We start from the raw sequence: 15696 nt of genomic DNA on the forward strand, positions 1-15696 counted from the left end.
GCCGTACCGCCGCGCCGAGGCGCGCCGGTACGGCCCGAACGTCCGCCGAACCGAAATCAGTTGGGGTTGTTCGCGTTGGTGAGCGTCTCCCAGGCGACGAAGAGGTTGTTGCTGCCCGCAGGACGGTTCTGCTCGGTGAGCGTCTGGGTGTTGGTCATGGCCACCCCGCGGCGGGTGTGCAGGGCGTTGAAGCCCGTCTCGGTGACCGGGCCGAGGCCACGGGTGACGCTCCCGCCGCACAGCCAGCTCGGCGGCGCGGTGCCCAGCTCGTACTTGGACTGGAAGCCGAGCGCCTGCCGCAGGCGTTCGCCGATGTCGGTGCCGTAGAGGTCGTCGCCCTGGATGCGGCTGGTCTCGGCGATGTGCGAGATCGAGGAGATGCCGTACCCGGTGTGGACGAAGTCGCGGCAGGTCTCCTGGGTCAGGCCGTCGACGAAGGTGGACTGGCCCTGCCAGTAGGAGACGATCTTGGCGGTGGTGTTGAGGTTCTGGCTCGGCACCGTCTTGGGCAGCGCGCCGTCCGCCGAGATGTAGACGTAGGCGGCCGCGCGGGTGCGGAAGGTCGCCATCGCCTTGTCGTAGTCGGTCTTGTCGTCCAGGAAGACGGAGATGCCGGTGGCGGCCTCCATCATCGTCAGCTCCCAGTTCCCGTTGGAGTTCGAGCCGTTGATGATCTCGGGCAGGTAGACGGTGCGCAGCATGGTGGCGAAGCGGGACTGGTTGGGCCAGCCGCCGGTGTAGGTGTACTTGACCAGCTCGGCGGCCTTCGCCCAGGACGAGCCGGCCCAGCCGGTCTGCAGCGGCGCGTTGCTGTTGGTGTGCGCGGTGATCGTCGCCGACCACGCGTCCATCAGCTTGATGGACTCCTGCGCGTAGGCGGCGTTGCGGGTGATGTACCAGGCCAGCGCGTCGGTGTACGCCGCGATCGCGTCCTCGCGCTCGTCCGTGCAGCCGTAGTTGGGGTTGGAGTACGAACCGCACTCCACCGTCGCACGGGGCTTGGCGGCACGGGTCAGGGAGGCGTACGAGCTGCCGATCATCTGGTTGTACGCGCTCTTCCAGGGCTCGGCGTTCGCCTGCACCTTGGTCCGCACGAGGTCGAGCTGGGCGGTGTCGAGGACGACGCCGGGGTGGACGAAGGTCGCCGGGGCGGCGCTCGCGTGCTGGCCGCCGCCGGGCCAGGCCAGCAGCCCGGTGACGAGCGCGGCGACGGCGCCCACGGTGGCGGCGAGCATCGCGGGCCGGCGCCTGCGGCGGTGGCCCGCGGGTTCGGGCGGTGTGGGGAGGGGCGTGGGCGTCGGCGTGGGGGAGCCTGCCATGGGGGGTCTGTCCGTTCCTCAGGAGGAGTGGGGGCACGCCGCCGGTCGCGGAGCCGCGGTCGCGGAGCGTGGGGCAGCCCTGCCGAGGATGGCAAGCATGGTTCAACAGGCTGAACTCCGACCGCACTTATGACCATTGGCGTACGCGAGACCGTAGGACTGGACCAATGGTCGCGTCAACCCCCCGCGGCCTGACGGGTGGCGTGACAGCGGGTCCGGTGCGGCCCGGAGGGCGGGCGCGGGCCATTCCGGGGGCGTCCCCCTGCCGGTGGTGAGCGGGGCGGCGCATCGTCGAATCCGGGGTGATATCCGGACGCCCCATGGGGCGGGTCGTGTGCAATGCGGCGGCGTACCCCGCGTTGTCGGCCCGCATCGGAGAATGCGGCGGATTCCGTGCCTTCGGTGGATTCGGTGGATTCGCTGGAATTCCCGGTGGACGGCGCGCGGCGGAGCCTGCGCGGTGGCCGGCCGGCTCCGGCCGGTTGCGGCCGACGGGCGGCGGGCGGCCCGCCGCGTGACAATGGACCGGGGGGTCGCCCACGCACGGGGAAGTGAACGGACATCCGGAGGTGCGCATGACCGGCGACGACTCCTACGACCAGACGTCCGGTCTCGCAGGTCAGACCGTCGTCGTCATCGGCGCGAGCGCCGGCATCGGACGGGAGACCGCGCGCCAGGTCCGCGCGGCCGGCGGCCGGCTGGTCCTGGTCGGCCGCAACCCCGAGCGGCTGCAGAAAGCCGCCGACGAGCTCGACCCGGTGAGCACGGCGGCCTTCGACGCCAACGACACCGACCGCCTCCAGCAGTTCTTCGCGGACCTGCCCGGGGCGATCGACCATGTGATGGTCACCGCGGGCTCCCCCTCGTACATGCCGATGGCCGAGATGGACCCGGTCGCCGCCAGCCAGTCCTTCGGCGACCGCCTCGTCCTGCCACTGGCCGTCGGCCTGAACAGCAGGGACAAGGTGCGGGCCGGCGGCACCCTGGTGTTCATCGGCGGCACCGGCGGGCGCCGCCCCGGCGTGGGCCTGGCGATCGTGTCCGCGCTGACCACCGCCCTGCAGGCCCTCACGGCCAACATGGCGCTCGAACTCGCGCCGATCCGGGTGAACCTGATCGCCGCCGGATTCGTGGACACACCGCTGTCCGCCTCGCTGCTCGGCGGCCAACTGGAGGCGCGTCGCGCGGAGTTGCGCGCCACGCTGCCCATCAGGCGGGTGGTCGGCCCGGCCGACGTCGCCGCGCTCGCGCTGCACCTCATGACCAACGAGGCGCTCACCGGGGCGACATACGACATCGACGGCGGCCAGCAACTGCTCCACAACTGACGCCCGGCCACCTCACCCGGGCCGCCCAGGCCGCCTCGCCCGTGGCCCCCGGTCGTCGTCTGCCGCCGCAGCCCGCGCCACGCCGGGTCCGCCGCGCACCGCGGACCCGGCGGACGTCGCCGTCACGATCCGGAGCGTGCCGCTCCGAGCCGGCTCACGCGTTGGGGTCGAAGGGGATGCCGGACGGCATCGAGTGGGCGAGCGCGTAGGCGAAGTCGCCGTCCCCGATCTTGATGGTCGCCGCCCCGAAGTCCGCGCCCAGGAGCTTGTCGCGGAAGCCCGCCGGATAGCCGTTCCAGCCCACCAGACGCGGATAGAACCAGCCGCCGGTGACGTTCTCCGGCGGCTCGTCGTTGCCGTTGGCGAAGCGGAAGTCGTGGGTCGAGACGCCGTCCTTGTTGTAGACGACCTTCGGGTGCGTGCCGTCGAAGCGCAGCGCGGCGCGGGCCGCCACCTGGTAGCCGGAGTGCTGCGACACCGAGACGTACTGCACCTGGTTGCCGTTGACCCACACCACGACGTGCTCCCAGTCGTGGGTGTGCCCGATGGCCGCGGGTCCGAGCGTCGCCTGGTCCTTCTCGAAGTAGCTCGCGTAGACCACCGCACACCAGTCGTTGTTGCACTTCTCGCGCGAGTACGTGTTGGCGTTGGCCAGTTGGGCGTAGTCGTGGCAGTGGCCGTTGACGTCGCCGCCCAGCTTCAGGCCGGGGTTGATCGTGCCGTCGGCGCCTATGGCGGCCGTGGCGTAGCAGCCGTCGGTGTCGTAGTCGTAGGCGGGGGAGAAGCTCTGCTCCAGGCCGTCCGCGTTCTGCGGCAGGAGCTGGAGGACGTCGGCCTGGGCGGTGCCGGGCCAGGCCAGGACGAGGGCGGCGGCCGCCGCGGCGGCGGCGAGCGCGGAGCGGCGCGCGGGTCGCCCGCCGGTCCGGCCGGACCGGCGGGACACCGCGCGGTCGCGCCGGTCCCGCGGCGTCGGGGACGCCAGGGAGGTCGTTTTTCCGTTCGTGGTCGACGACAGCATGCTGCGCACACCAACTCCTCGGAGAATTCGCGGGGGTGGGGAATCCCTGGGCTGTCATGCCCCGAAGAGGACCGCGCCATTCCGTCGACCAGGCCCCCATTCCCCTTTCCCGGACCGGAGATGGGCGGGCTGTTTTCCGCAACACCGGACACCGGAACATCTCCGCACAGGCAGCTGAACGCGCGGGACCGCCCGGGTGGTCGGCGCGTGCCGCACCCCTCGGCGCCCGCCGCGCGGCCGCCCCCTCCCGGACGCCCGCCGCCGGTGATCCGCGTCCCGCCCCTTGACTGGCGCGGTCTCGCGGACGAAGAATGACGTTCGGCTTTGACAACGTTGTCGGACGGTGGGTTGCACCTCGCCCGGCACCCGGTCGCCCAGGAGGCGCATCCCGTGCACGACCCCACCGTCCCGTTGAGCAGGCGCCGGTTCACCCAACTCGCCGGACTGACCGCGGCCTTGGCCGCCGCACCGCTCACCGTGGCGGCCGCCCCGGCGAGCGCGGCCGAGGGCGGCGGCACGAACGCGCCCGGCGCCGCGGCGGCTTCGCCGCCCGACGCCGTGGCAGCGACCTACCACAAGGTGCTGCTGCGCCACACGCGCTGGACCGAGACGCAGTGGGACGCCGCCCGGGGCCACTACACCGCGACCGACTTCGGCTTCGCCGTCGTGCTGGGCCACGCCCTGCTGCTGACCCGCGGTGGCTACGACGCCGAGGCCGCCGGAGTCGACGAGGACACGCTGCGCGCCCGCACCCTCGCCACGATCTCGCACTTCGCCGCCTCCAACCGGCTGACCGGTGGCACCGAGTGGGGCAAGACGCTGTTCTTCGACACCACCTTCCAGCTGTACTTCGTGCTCGCGGCGCGGCTGCTGTGGGACCAGCTCGACGACGCCACGCGCGCCGACGTCGACACCCTCGTGCGCGAACAGGCCGCGTACACCACCTCGCTGGGCACCGGCAACGACCCGCTGTCGGGCAGCTGGACGCCGGACGGCCTCACGGGCAACCACGTCGGCGACACCAAGCTCGAGGAGATGGGCGTCTACGCCCAGTCGCTCGCGCCGGCCCTCGCCTGGGCGCCCGACGACGCGCGGCACGCCGACTGGACGCGGTGGTACGGCCGTTGGAGCCGCAACGAGACCGGGCTGCCGGCCGCGGACCTGGCCAACCCGGCGGTCGTGGACGGCGTCCCGGTCGCCGCCAACACCGCGCAGAACCTGTACGACACGTTCATCGTCGAGAACCACGGCTCCTTCGGACCGCACTACCAGTGCGAGCTGTGGCGCACCTCGGGCCGCAACGCCGCCCACTTCATCACCGCCGGACGTGCGATGCCCGAGGTGCTGGCCGCCCAGCCCAACGCCCACCAGCTGTGGGACACGCTGCTGACCGTGATGAGCGACGCGGGTGAGCCGCTGATGCCGATGGTCGCCGACCGCGAGCACCTGTACGGGCGCGACGTCATCCCGGTCGCCTTCCTCGCCCAGGTGCTCGGCGACCGCGCCGCGGCCCGCGCGGAGGAGGCCCTCGCCGCGCGGCTGACGGCCTATCAGGCCTACCCGCCGGCCGACCGGATCACCAAGTTCTCCGGCGAGCCCAAGTACGAGCCCGAGGCGCGCGCCGAGATCGCGATCAGCTACCTGCTGCACGAGTGGCGGGCCGGGCAGCGCGAGTCGGTCCGGGCGCTGACCGCCGAGGAGCTCTTCCGGCAGGCATCCGGGGTACGGGACTTCGGTCCCGGCCCCGGCCTCGTCGCCCACCAGACGCCCGCCGCCTGGGCGGCGGCCGTCAGCAAGCCGGGCTTCGTGAAGTTCTGCTGGCAACCCGCCCACGACGACTGGCTGTTCACGCTGAGTGGCGCCTCACCGATGTTCCTGCCCGCGACGTCGGGCACCGTCACCTCCCGCAGCGTCACCGCGTACAGCGCCCTGCGCGACGGAATCGACGCCTCGGCCACGCTGTTCGCGCTCGACACGGGCTACGCCGGCTACACCACGCTGCCCGGCGGCGAGGTCGTCTACGCGACCAGCGGCACGGCCGCCGGCGAAGGCCATCTCGGCGTCTTCAACCTGACCATGCCGGGCGTCGCGGGCCTCACCGGCAGCAGGACCTACACCGCCGCGGAGGGCGCCGCCACCGTCGCCGCCGCGGACAGCGGCGTGCCGGGCCACCCGGTCACCGGGCCGCGGACCGACACCCTCGACCTGGCGCCGGCGACCTACCGCCATGTGCGGATGCTCGGCCGCCGCGGCAACGCCTCGTACGGCTACTCGCTCTACTCCTTCGAGGTCCACGACGGGCCGACCGGTCCCGACCTGGCCCGCGGCGCGGTCGCCACCGCCTCCTCCGCGGACACCGGCAAGGGCGCCGCCCTGGCCGTCGACGGGGACACCGCGACCCGGTGGGCGGTCTCCGTCGCCGACCGCAAGCGGGCCGACAGCTGGCTCTCCGTCGACCTCGGCGCACCGCGCGCCCTCGACCGGGTCACCCTCAGCTGGGAGGCCGCGGCCGGGCAGGCGTACACCGTCCAGGGCTCGCAGGACGGCTCGGTCTGGACCGATCTGGCCGCCTACCCGCCCGCCGACCTCACCAGCACCGGCGGCTGGATCAGCGTGGACGGCCGGGCCGGACTCGTCGTGCGCGGGGCGGCCAACCCGCTGTCGGTGTACGGCGACACCGTGATCCTCTCCGACGGCCCCGCCGAGCCCCTGGTGGTCGAGGGCCTGCCCGACGGCAGCCCCGACGCCGTGCGCGCGGCCGCCGCCCGTACCGCCCCGGCCGCCGACCACCCGGCGGTGCGCGCCTCCACGGCGGGCGGGCACCTCAGCCTCTTCAACCTGTCGGGGGCCGCGGCCGCCGCCACCGTGGCGGTGCCGCAGGACACCCACGCGGTGACCCTCTACGCGGGAACCCAGACGCTCACCCCGGCCGGCACCGCCTACCGCGCGCAACTCGCCGCCGCGAGCGCCTCGGTGGCCCCCGCCCGGTTCACCCTGCGCGCCGCCGCCGGCGGCCGGGTCCCGTACGGCCTGACCGCCGAGGTCACCGACGCGGCGACGGTACGGCTCACCGGCCCGTCCTGCCGCCTCGTGCTCGCCGGCGCCGGCGGCCGCACGGTACGGGTCACGCTGCGCGCCGGACGTCCCCGCGAGGTCACGCTGCCCGGCGCCACGCCCTACCCGCTGGCGGACCTGGCGCTCGGCCGGATCACCTTCCCGACCTCGCCGCTGCCCGCGGGCATGTCCGACCCCGCGGCGGCCGTCGACGGCGACCCGCGCACGTCCTGGGCCCCCGGGCCGGGCGGCCGGATGGTCGTGGACCTCGGCGCCGTCGTGCCGGTCGCCGAGGTGGCCGCGGTCTGGACGAACGGCAGGGCGCCCGCCGCCCGCGTCGAGTTCAGCAGCGACGGACTCGCCTACACCACGGCGGGAGTGCTCACCGGCCGGACCGGGACGCTGCGCACCGGGGGCAGCGCGCGGTACGTGGCACTCGCCGTGCCGGGGGGAACCGCGCCCGGCGCCCGCCTCAGCGCGCTGTCGGTCCGCGCGGAGCGGAGCCGCTGACCCGCGCGGAGCGGGCAGGCGGGTGCGGGCGGCTGCGCGCCGACGCAAGCCCCGCCCGGCCGGTCCCTCGGGGCCGGCCGGGCGAGGGGCGGCCGGGCCGCGGGTCAGACCGCGCGCTCCATGCACACCAGCTGCTCCCGCACGTCCCACGACGCGACGACGCGGAAGCCGAGCCGCTCGTACAGCGCGATCGCGCCGGTCCGCCAACTCCACACCGACAGCCGCACTGTGCGCACGCCGGCCGTCCCGGCGTGCGCCAGTGCGGCGCCCACCAGGGCGGAGGCGACACCGCGGCCCCGGTACGCCGGGTCCGTCCACAGCCGCTTGACCTCGCACCGGCCCTCGGCGGCGGCGGTCACCACCAGGCAGCCCACGGCGGCATCCCCGCTCGACGCGACGAGCACGACGTCGCCCGCGAACGCGGTCCCCGGGTCCTCCACCTCGGCCCGGTAGCGGTCCGGCAGGCCGTCCACATCGGGGACGGCCTCGCCCTTCTCGGCCTGGGTCCGCAGATGGTAGGCGGCGAGCAACCCGGCGGGACCGCTCTCGGCGGCGGCCGTGCCGCCCGGCCAGCGGTCGATGACCACGTCACGTTCGTCGCTCACGCCGCCAGCATCACATGGCCCGCGGCGGGGCCCCTGCGCGGGGGCCCGGCCACCGCCCCTGCCGCTACGGAAGGATCGAGTCGACGTAGCCGCCGTCGACCCGGGCCGCGCCGCCGGTGGTCGCGGAGGCGTAGGGCGAGCTGAGGTACACGGCCATGTGGGCGATCTCCTCCGGCTCGATCAGCCGCTGCAGCAGCGACTGCGGACGGTGCTCGCGCATGAACGTGCGCTGCGCCTCCTCCCACGGCATGTCGTCGCCGACCAGTTGACGCACGAAGGCCTCCACACCGCCGGTGTGCGTCGGCCCCGCGATCAGCGAGTTGACGGTCACCCCGGTGCCCGCCGCGTCCTTCGCGAAGCCCCGCGCCACCGAGAGCAGCGCGGTCTTCGTCATGCCGTAGTGGATCATCTCCACGGGGATGACCACGGCCGAGTCGCTCGCGACGTTGAGGACGCGCCCCCAGCCGCGGTCCTTCATGCCCGGCAGATGCGCGCGGATCATCCGGACCGCGGTCAGCACGTTGACCTCGAAGTAGTGCCGCCACTGCGCGTCGGTGATCTCCAGCGGCTCGGCGGCGCCGAAGATCCCGAGGTTGTTGACGAGGATGTCGACGTCCGGCAGGGCGCGGAGCACGTCGGCCACGCCGTCGTCGGTGGCGAGGTCGCCGGGCGCGGCGACGAACGCGCCGCCGCCGGTCTCCTCGCGCAGGCGCTCCACCGCCGCGTCCACCGACGTGGCGCTCCGTCCGTTGACGCCGACGCGCGCGCCGGCCCGGCCGAGACCGGCCGCGACGGCCAGCCCGATCCCCTGGGTGGAGCCGGTGACGAGGGCGGTCCTACCGGACAGGTCGATGTTCATGTCGGTGCTCTCCCGTGAGGCGGCCGGTCGGTCCACCTCAGCCTGCCCGCTCCGGCGCGCGCCCGCATCCGCCAACGGGGTTCGCCCGGACCGCATCCGCCTCAGGGCTGCGCCTCGTGCGGACCTCCGCGCCGGAGCGGCGGCGCCCGCCGGCCCGCTGTTCGTACCGGCACTTGAGGGTGTCCGCCTCCGCCTGCTCGATGTCGGCGATCGTCAGCTCGGGCCTGCGCAGCTGGGCCGGGGCCGCCTCGGCCGAGGCCGGCTGGGCGCCCGCAGGCAGCCACTGCTCCGGCTGCCAGGCCGTGCTGCGGAGCAGTGCCTTCGGGCAGTGCGGGTAGACCTCCTCGATCCCCAGCACCAGCGCGCTGGCCGGCGGCCTGCCCACGGCGGTCAGCGGCGACAGCGACCGGGGGCGGGTGGAGACGACGGCCCGGCCGTTCACCCGCAGGGTGGTGGTCCGCCCGGGGATGACGAACAGCAGCCCGGCGTCCAGGACGGCGACGAACCCGGCGGGGCCGCCGCGCGGCGAGACGCCGCAGTTGCCCTCGGCGTCCGCGCCGGCGACCAGGACCAGTGCCGGGCAGCCGATCAACCGCCGGGTCCGCCCGGTGAGTCCGGTCAGCTGCTTGCGCACGGACGACTCGCCGGGGAGCGCGTACGCCCGGCGCAGCGTCTCCCGGTCCTCCACGGCGTCGAGGCGGAGCGGGTCGAAGGCACTGCCGGCCAGGGGAGTCGTCACGCCTGCGACCCCGACGAGCCGACGGTCTCGCCGTCCCGGGTGGCGAGACGCCGGTTCGGACCGCGGACCGACCTCCTACTCCCGGTCGAGCGCGGTGCAGACGCACACCTTGTTGCCGTCCGGGTCGGCGAGGACGGTGAAGGCGGGCGCCTCCGCGTCGCTCACCACCGTGCCACCCGCCGCGACGGCGGCGGCGATCCGGTCGGCGGCCACCTCGGGGGCCAGCCACAGGTCGAGGTGCCAGCGCTGACGCGGCGGCTGGTGCGGGTCGGTCTTCTGGAACCACACGGTGGCCACCCGGCCGGTGGGGTCGATGACCGAGTCGAGGACGGTGTTGCCAGGACCGCCCGTCAGGAGGGCGGACCAGAAGGGGGCGACGGCCGCGTCGTCGGCGGTGTCCAGGGCCAGTTCCAGCTGGGCCACCTCCTGGGGAGCGGCGGTCAGCCGCTGCTCGCCGGCGAGCGCGCTGACCGTACGGGCGAAGTCCAGGTCGCCGCCGGTCACCCAGCGGCCGGCGCCGCCGTCGGCGGTGAGGTCGGCGGTGAACAGGGAGACGTCGACGAATCCGCGGCCGAGCCGGATCTCCGGTTCACGGCCGGCGAGGACCGCCGCCCGCGCGACCGCGGAGACGAAGGCCGCGCCCTGCACCGGGTCGGCCACGCGGTACCGGGCGGCCAGGCTCTGCGCCAGCTTCCGCCAGTCCGCGAGGCCGTGCGCGAAGGCGGCGAGGATCTCCTGAGTGCCGAGAGTGTCCATGAGGGCATCCTCTCAGCGGGCTCCGACATCGCCCGGGGTCGTCGGCGTGGGGCGACCGGGCGCGGTGGTACGCATGGCCGCGAAGCGGGTAGATCATGCGCCGGGACGCCCGGCGGGAGGCGGAGATGACAGGCGCAGAAGGCGCGGACAGCGCGGACGGCGGGCGAGCAGGCGGCGCACGGCGGGCCGGGACGGCGGAGGACCCCCGGTACCCGGTCCTGGCGGCCGCCGGCGCTCCCGACCTGGCCGCCCTGGACGCGCGGGTCACAGGGTGCCGGGCCTGCCCGCGGCTGGTGGAGTGGCGCGAGGAGGCCGCCAGGACCAAGCGCAGCGCCTTTCGGGAGTGGGACTACTGGGGGCGTCCCGTGCCCGGATTCGGCCCCGCCGACGCGGCCCTGGTGATCACCGGGCTGGCCCCCGCCGCGCACGGCGCCAACCGGACCGGACGGATGTTCACCGGCGACCGCTCGGGAGACGTGCTGTACGCCGCCCTGTACGCGCTCGGTCTCGCCTCCCAGCCGACCGCCACCCGGCCCGGCGACGGGCTGGAGCTGTACGGCGTCAGGGTCACCGCCCCCGTCCGCTGCGCGCCGCCCGCCAACCGGCCCAGCGTGGGCGAGCGCGACACCTGCCGGCCCTGGCTCGAGCGGGAGCTGCGCCTGCTGCGGCCGACCGCCCGCGCGGTCGTCGCGCTGGGGGGCTTCGGCTGGCTCGCCGCCCTGCCCGCCCTGGAGGCGGCGGGCTGGACCGTACCCCGCCCACGCCCCGCGTTCGGCCACGGCGCCCAGGTCGAGTTGCCCGCCGCCGAACCCGGCGCCCCGGTGCGGCTGTTCGGCTGCTACCACGTCAGCCAGCGCAACGTCTTCACCGGCCTGCTCACCCCGGAGATGCTGCGCACCGTACTGGGGGCCGCGGCCCGGGCCGCGGGCCTGCGGGTGGCGCCGGGCAGCGCGTGACGCACCGTGCGCTCAGCCACGCGGCGTGGCTCGCGCCGGGCGTTAACGCCCTGTCGCGCCGGGCGGCGGCCACTGCCGCTCATCGGAGTCGCCTCGCCCCGGCCGGAGGCGGCGAGCCCTCAGTCGCGGGCGCGCGGTGCGCGGGACGCGCGACGTCCGGAAGCCGCGGGGGCCGCGGAAGCCGCCGGACGGAAGCGGTCGCGGTCGGCCTGCCGCGAGGCGCTCGCCGACCGGACACGGACGGGCGCGCTGCTGGTGCACACCTTCGCGGCTCACCGGGGAGGAGGGCTCCTCCGCGCGGGAGGCGGTCCTCGGCTTCGCCCTGCACGTGCCCGTGCCGCCGGGCGTTCGCGACGGGGCCGCGGTGAGCCGGAGTCCGGTACGGGCGGAGGCGGCCGTGCCGGCCATGCGGCGGCAATTGGGCCAAGAAAAAGCCGCGTTGTTGGGACTGAACGAGGGTCCACCGCCTCGGTAGCGTCATCGGTATGACGACCCCGCCGCGACGCCTCCTCGCTCTCGCCCAGCTCGCCAACTCCATTGGGGACGGCGCCTATTACACGACGTCGGCGCTCTACTTGACCCGGGTCGCGGGGCTTTCCGCCGCGCGGGTGGGACTCGGGCTGACCCTGGCCTGGGCGGTCGGCTCGCTGGTCGGGGTGCCGCTCGGCCGGCTCGCGGACCGTCGCGGGCCACGCGGGGTCTCGGTGCTGCTGGCGCTGGCGACCTCGGCCGCGGTGGGCTCCTTCCTCCTGGTGCAGGGGTTCGCGGTGTTCGTGGCCACCGCGTGCCTGTACGCCTCCGCGCAGTCCGGTCTGGCGGCGGCCCGGCAGGCGCTGCTGGCCGGGCTGGTGCCGGCGGGTGAGCGCACGGGGCTGCTGGCGCGGTTGCAGTCCACGCTGAACGGCGGTCTCGCGGTGGGCGCCGCCCTCGGCGGGCTCGCCCTGAGCGCCGGGACGGCGGCGGCGTACCGGGGCGTGCTGGCCATGGACGCGGTCTGCTTCCTCCTCTGCGCGGTGCTCCTGCTGCGGCTCCCGCCGGTGACGCCCCCCGCGAGCACGCCCGAGGCGGTCACCACGGCCACGGCCACGACGGCCACGGCCACGACGACGAGCACCACGGCGGCCGGCGCGGCGCGGCCCCCGCGCCTGGGCATCCTGCGCGACCGGCCGTACGCGCTGGTCGCCCTGCTCAACGCCCTCCTGCTGCTCCGGCTGCCGCTGCTCAGCCTCGCGCTGCCGCTGTGGATCACCGAGCGCACCGGGGCGCCGGCGTGGCTGGCGTCGGGGCTGTTCGTGCTCAACACCGTCGTGGTGATGCTCTTCCAGGTGCGGACGGCGCGTGCCGTCACCGGACTGGACACGGCGCTGCGGGTGCTGCGCCGCTCGGGCGTCGTGATGCTCGCCTCCTGCGCGGTGTTCGCCCTGTCGGCGGGGCGCTCCGCCTGGTCGGCGGCGGCGATCCTGGTGGCGGGCGCGGTGCTGCAGGTGATCGCGGAGATGCAGCAGTCGGCGGGGTCCTGGCAGCTCTCCTTCGACCTCGCGCCGGCCGAACGGATCGGGGAGTACCAGGGCTTCTTCGGGACCGGCACGACCATCGCCCGCACGCTCGGGCCGCTGGTGCTGACCAGCCTGCTGCTGGGCTGGGGGACACCGGGCTGGCTGCTGCTGGGTGCGGTGATGCCGGTGGCGGCGTACGCGATGGGCCCGGCCGCGCGCCGGGCGGCCGGGCGCCGGGCCGCCGAGCGTGCCGACCGGGTCCGGGGCCTGGGAGAGCCGGAGTTGGTCGGCTAGGACCGGTCCGGCCCGCCCGTGACGGCCCTGACCGCGCCGGCGGCCGGTCGCCCGGTGGTGCGCCGGCGCACCATCTCAGTGGCTCAGCGTGTTGACGCCCACGATGATCAGGCCCAGGAGGACGTCCACCGCGCCGACCCGGCAGGCCGACTGCCAGCGCTGGCCGGCCACCCGGGCCGCCCACAGCCCCCAGCAGAACAGGGCGGCCGTGTTGACGATCAGCACGGCGTTGATGCCGCCCGACTCGCTCCACCACCCGGCGCTGGCGCCGAGCAGCGCGATGAGCGTCGGGACCACGGCGGCGACCAGCGGCCACTCGTACAGCACCGACCTGACCGTCTCGGCGGTCGCCCTGCTCCCGCCGGCCGACCAGTTGGCGATGGCGTGCGCGTAGCCGTGGGCCGCGGCGGCGGCCAGGGCCGCGACCAGAATCCACAGCGCGTCGTAGCGGGGATCGGGCCGGCCGGTGTCGTGGTCGAGCGCGGAGACCAGGGAGCTGGCGAGCACCGTTCCGTACACGCCTCCGAACAGGACGCGCCGCAACGGCGTGCGCAGCTGGCCGGTGGTGGTGTCAGGGCCCGGGGTGTCCGGCACGGCGCCGCCTTTCGTGCGAAACGTCGGTTTCACACCATATAGCCGAGTGCGGGGGCGTGCGGGATGACGCCGTGTAGAGTCAGCGGTCAACTCGCAGGCAGGGCCGCGGGGTGCGGCCGGTCCTGCCGGCTGCGAGGCCGGCGCGGAACCGGTGACGGTGCGCCGCGCCCCGCGAAGGGTCCGGCAGCGGGCTGCCGGGGAGAGAATGGGAAAGACGCATGGCTCAGATCATCGACGGGGTCTCTCGCACGTTCAACGAGTTCCTCCTGCTGCCCAACCGCACCCGGACGGAGTGCGCGACGGAGACCGTGGACCTGAGCACACCGCTCGTCCGGCACGCGCGCGGTGAGCGGTCGGCGATCGAGCTGCGCACCCCCTTCACCTCGGCGATCATGCAGGCCGTCAGCTCCCCCGAACTCGCCATCGCCCTCGCCCGCAACGGCGGTCTCAGCTTCATCCACCACAACCGGCCGATCGAGGCGCAGGCCGCCGACGTGCGGACGGTAAAGAACTTCAAGGCCGGGTTCGTCGCCAGCGACACCAATGTGAAGCCTGCCGACACGCTGGGCCAGCTGCAGGAACTCATGGTGCGGACCGGACACAGCACCGCGGCCGTCACCGACGACGGCACCGGCTCGGGTCGCCTGCTGGGGCTGGTCACCTCGCGCGACTTCCACCCGCAGCGGCACGACGCCGACGAGCCGGTCGCCAGCCGGATGGTCCCGGTGGACGCACTCGCCTGCTCACGCGAGGACGTGACGCTGTCACAGGCGAACGCCCGCCTGTGGGACGAGCGGCTCGACTGCCTGCCGGTGGTGGACGGCGAGGGCCGGCTGCGGCACCTGGTCTTCCGCTCCGACTACTCCGACAACAAGCGCTTCCCCGACCAGCTCGTCGACGCAGAGAAGCGGCTGCGCGTCGGGGCCGGCGTCAACACCCACGACTACCGCGAGCGCATCCCCCAGCTCGTCGAGGCGGGCGCGGACGCGCTCTGCTTCGACTCCTCGGACGGGTTCAGCGACTGGCAGGCGCAGGCGCTCGTCTGGTCCAAGAAGCACTTCCCCGACGTCCCGGTGGGCGGCGGCAACGTGGTCGACGCGGAGGGCTTCCGGTTCCTCGCGCAGGCCGGCGCGGACTTCGTCAAGGTGGGCGTCGGCGGCGGCTCCATCTGCATCACCCGCGACCAGAAGGGCATCGGCCGCGGCCAGGCGAGCGCCGTCCTCGACGTCGCGGCGGCCCGCGAGGCGTTCGCCGAGGAGACCGGCCAGTACGTGCCGATCTGCTCCGACGGCGGGCTCGTGCACGACTACCACATGTCGCTCGCCCTCGCGATGGGCGCCGACTTCGTGATGATGGGGCGCTACTTCGCCCGCTTCGACCAGGCGCCCGGCGCGAAACTCCCCACCCGCGACGGCTTCGTCAAGGAGTACTGGGGCGAGGGCTCCAACCGCGCGCGCAACTGGCAGCGCTACGGCCAGGGCGGCCAGGGCCTGATCTTCGAGGAGGGCGTCGACGGGTACGTCCCCTACGCGGGCGACCTCAGCGAGGGCCTCGCGGTGACCATCGCCAAGATGAAGTCCACGATGGTCTCCTGCGGCGCGATGACGGTCCAGGAGTTCCAGTCCACCGCACGGCTCACCGTGGTCTCCGAGCAGAGCTTCCAGGAGAGCCACGCCACCGTCGCCGTACGGGAGACTCCCGACTCCGTCGCCTGACCCGGCTGTCCGGCCCGGCGGCCTGACCGGCCTGTCCGGCCGCGCCGCCTCCCGCCGTCAACCGCTGGTCCGCCCCACCCGCCGCCGTGGCTGATCCCGGACCCGCGGGGTGGACGCCCCCGCAGCCCGCACCCCGCGTGCCGCCGACCGGGTGAACCGCGGGCTGCGCGGCCTCCACTCGGGGCACCTCGGCGACCATCTCGCCTGACTCGCGCCGGGCGTCGCGGCCCTGTGCGCGGGGATCGCCGCGCAGAGCCGACCGCTGACGCGGTGTCACCGCCGGAGCCTTCGGCCCGGAGCGCCCGTCAGCGCTGGTCCTGCTGCGGTGCGGGCGCGGGCTCCCGCTCCGGCCGGGTCACGTCGACCGAGCCCTCGACAGGGACCTCGGCAGGGCCCCCGACCGCGGCGTCGCGCAGCGTCCCGCGCCCGGCTCCCACGCCTGCCGCGCCCGCC

At 74.7% G+C, this 15696-nt stretch carries 11 protein-coding genes and 1 pseudogene; 5 read left to right on the forward strand and 7 right to left on the reverse strand.

Annotation, left to right across the window (positions count from 1 at the left end):
- Nucleotides 1–56: 56 nt before the first annotated feature.
- Complete coding sequence (locus tag V2S66_RS24800; RefSeq protein WP_330798581.1) at nt 57–1235, reverse strand: alginate lyase family protein; 1179 nt, start codon at nt 1233–1235, stop codon at nt 57–59.
- A 659-nt stretch (nt 1236–1894) separates the two neighbouring features.
- Between V2S66_RS24800 and V2S66_RS24805 the strand changes: the two genes are divergently transcribed.
- On the forward strand, nt 1895–2647 hold the full coding sequence (locus tag V2S66_RS24805) for an SDR family oxidoreductase (protein WP_330798556.1): 753 nt from the start codon (nt 1895–1897) through the stop codon (nt 2645–2647).
- Between the two features lie 154 nt (nt 2648–2801).
- On the opposite strand, the gene V2S66_RS24810 is transcribed toward V2S66_RS24805, so the two are convergent.
- A complete protein-coding gene (locus V2S66_RS24810) occupies nt 2802–3665 on the reverse strand; it encodes an NPP1 family protein (protein WP_413966474.1) in 864 nt (287 codons plus the stop codon).
- A 390-nt stretch (nt 3666–4055) separates the two neighbouring features.
- On the opposite strand from V2S66_RS24810, the gene V2S66_RS24815 reads away from it, so the two are divergent.
- On the forward strand, nt 4056–7229 hold the full coding sequence (locus tag V2S66_RS24815; RefSeq protein WP_330798560.1) for a discoidin domain-containing protein: 3174 nt from the start codon (nt 4056–4058) through the stop codon (nt 7227–7229).
- 104 nt (nt 7230–7333) lie between these two features.
- Here the strand turns inward: V2S66_RS24815 and V2S66_RS24820 are convergent, their stop codons facing one another.
- The 4 genes and pseudogenes from V2S66_RS24820 to V2S66_RS24835 form a co-directional block, all read right to left on the reverse strand.
- Nucleotides 7334–7834, reverse strand: coding sequence for a GNAT family N-acetyltransferase (locus V2S66_RS24820; protein ID WP_330798562.1), 501 nt, complete (start codon nt 7832–7834; stop codon nt 7334–7336).
- A gap of 64 nt (nt 7835–7898) precedes the next feature.
- Complete coding sequence (locus tag V2S66_RS24825; protein WP_330798564.1) at nt 7899–8693, reverse strand: SDR family NAD(P)-dependent oxidoreductase; 795 nt, start codon at nt 8691–8693, stop codon at nt 7899–7901.
- A 160-nt stretch (nt 8694–8853) separates the two neighbouring features.
- Nucleotides 8854–9432, reverse strand: a pseudogene (locus V2S66_RS24830) (PNPOx family protein); the annotation flags it as partial.
- Between the two features lie 75 nt (nt 9433–9507).
- Nucleotides 9508–10188, reverse strand: a complete 681-nt coding sequence (locus tag V2S66_RS24835; RefSeq protein WP_330798566.1) for a VOC family protein — start codon at nt 10186–10188, stop codon at nt 9508–9510.
- A gap of 125 nt (nt 10189–10313) precedes the next feature.
- Here V2S66_RS24835 and V2S66_RS24840 point away from each other — a divergent pair, with 125 nt between their 5' ends.
- Together V2S66_RS24840 and V2S66_RS24845 are read left to right on the forward strand one after the other, a co-directional pair.
- A complete protein-coding gene (locus tag V2S66_RS24840) occupies nt 10314–11144 on the forward strand; it encodes a uracil-DNA glycosylase (protein ID WP_330798568.1) in 831 nt (276 codons plus the stop codon).
- Nucleotides 11145–11629: 485 nt separating this feature from the next.
- Complete coding sequence (locus V2S66_RS24845; protein ID WP_330798569.1) at nt 11630–12934, forward strand: MFS transporter; 1305 nt, start codon at nt 11630–11632, stop codon at nt 12932–12934.
- Nucleotides 12935–13009: 75 nt separating this feature from the next.
- Here V2S66_RS24845 and V2S66_RS24850 read toward each other — a convergent pair whose 3' ends face one another.
- The gene (locus V2S66_RS24850) at nt 13010–13528 is read right to left on the reverse strand and encodes a hypothetical protein (RefSeq protein ID WP_330798571.1); all 519 of its coding nucleotides are present in this window, start codon (nt 13526–13528) and stop codon (nt 13010–13012) included.
- A 218-nt stretch (nt 13529–13746) separates the two neighbouring features.
- On the opposite strand from V2S66_RS24850, the gene V2S66_RS24855 reads away from it, so the two are divergent.
- A complete protein-coding gene (locus V2S66_RS24855) occupies nt 13747–15243 on the forward strand; it encodes an IMP dehydrogenase (RefSeq protein ID WP_330798573.1) in 1497 nt (498 codons plus the stop codon).
- Nucleotides 15244–15696: the final 453 nt, after the last annotated feature.

The sequence above is a fragment of the Actinacidiphila polyblastidii genome (assembly GCF_036353415.1).
In the GTDB taxonomy this organism is placed as follows: Bacteria; Actinomycetota; Actinomycetes; order Streptomycetales; family Streptomycetaceae; genus Actinacidiphila; species Actinacidiphila polyblastidii.

Coding starts and splice junctions, on each gene's coding strand:
- V2S66_RS24845 (WP_330798569.1), top strand. CDS start 11,630: ATGACGACCCCGCCGCGACGCCTCCTCGCTCTCGCCCAGCTCGCCAAC.
- V2S66_RS24855 (WP_330798573.1), top strand. CDS start 13,747: ATGGCTCAGATCATCGACGGGGTCTCTCGCACGTTCAACGAGTTCCTC.
- V2S66_RS24835 (WP_330798566.1), bottom strand. CDS start 10,188: ATGGACACTCTCGGCACTCAGGAGATCCTCGCCGCCTTCGCGCACGGC.
- V2S66_RS24800 (WP_330798581.1), bottom strand. CDS start 1,235: ATGCTCGCCGCCACCGTGGGCGCCGTCGCCGCGCTCGTCACCGGGCTG.
- V2S66_RS24810 (WP_413966474.1), bottom strand. CDS start 3,665: ATGCTGTCGTCGACCACGAACGGAAAAACGACCTCCCTGGCGTCCCCG.
- V2S66_RS24840 (WP_330798568.1), top strand. CDS start 10,314: ATGACAGGCGCAGAAGGCGCGGACAGCGCGGACGGCGGGCGAGCAGGC.
- V2S66_RS24825 (WP_330798564.1), bottom strand. CDS start 8,693: ATGAACATCGACCTGTCCGGTAGGACCGCCCTCGTCACCGGCTCCACC.
- V2S66_RS24805 (WP_330798556.1), top strand. CDS start 1,895: ATGACCGGCGACGACTCCTACGACCAGACGTCCGGTCTCGCAGGTCAG.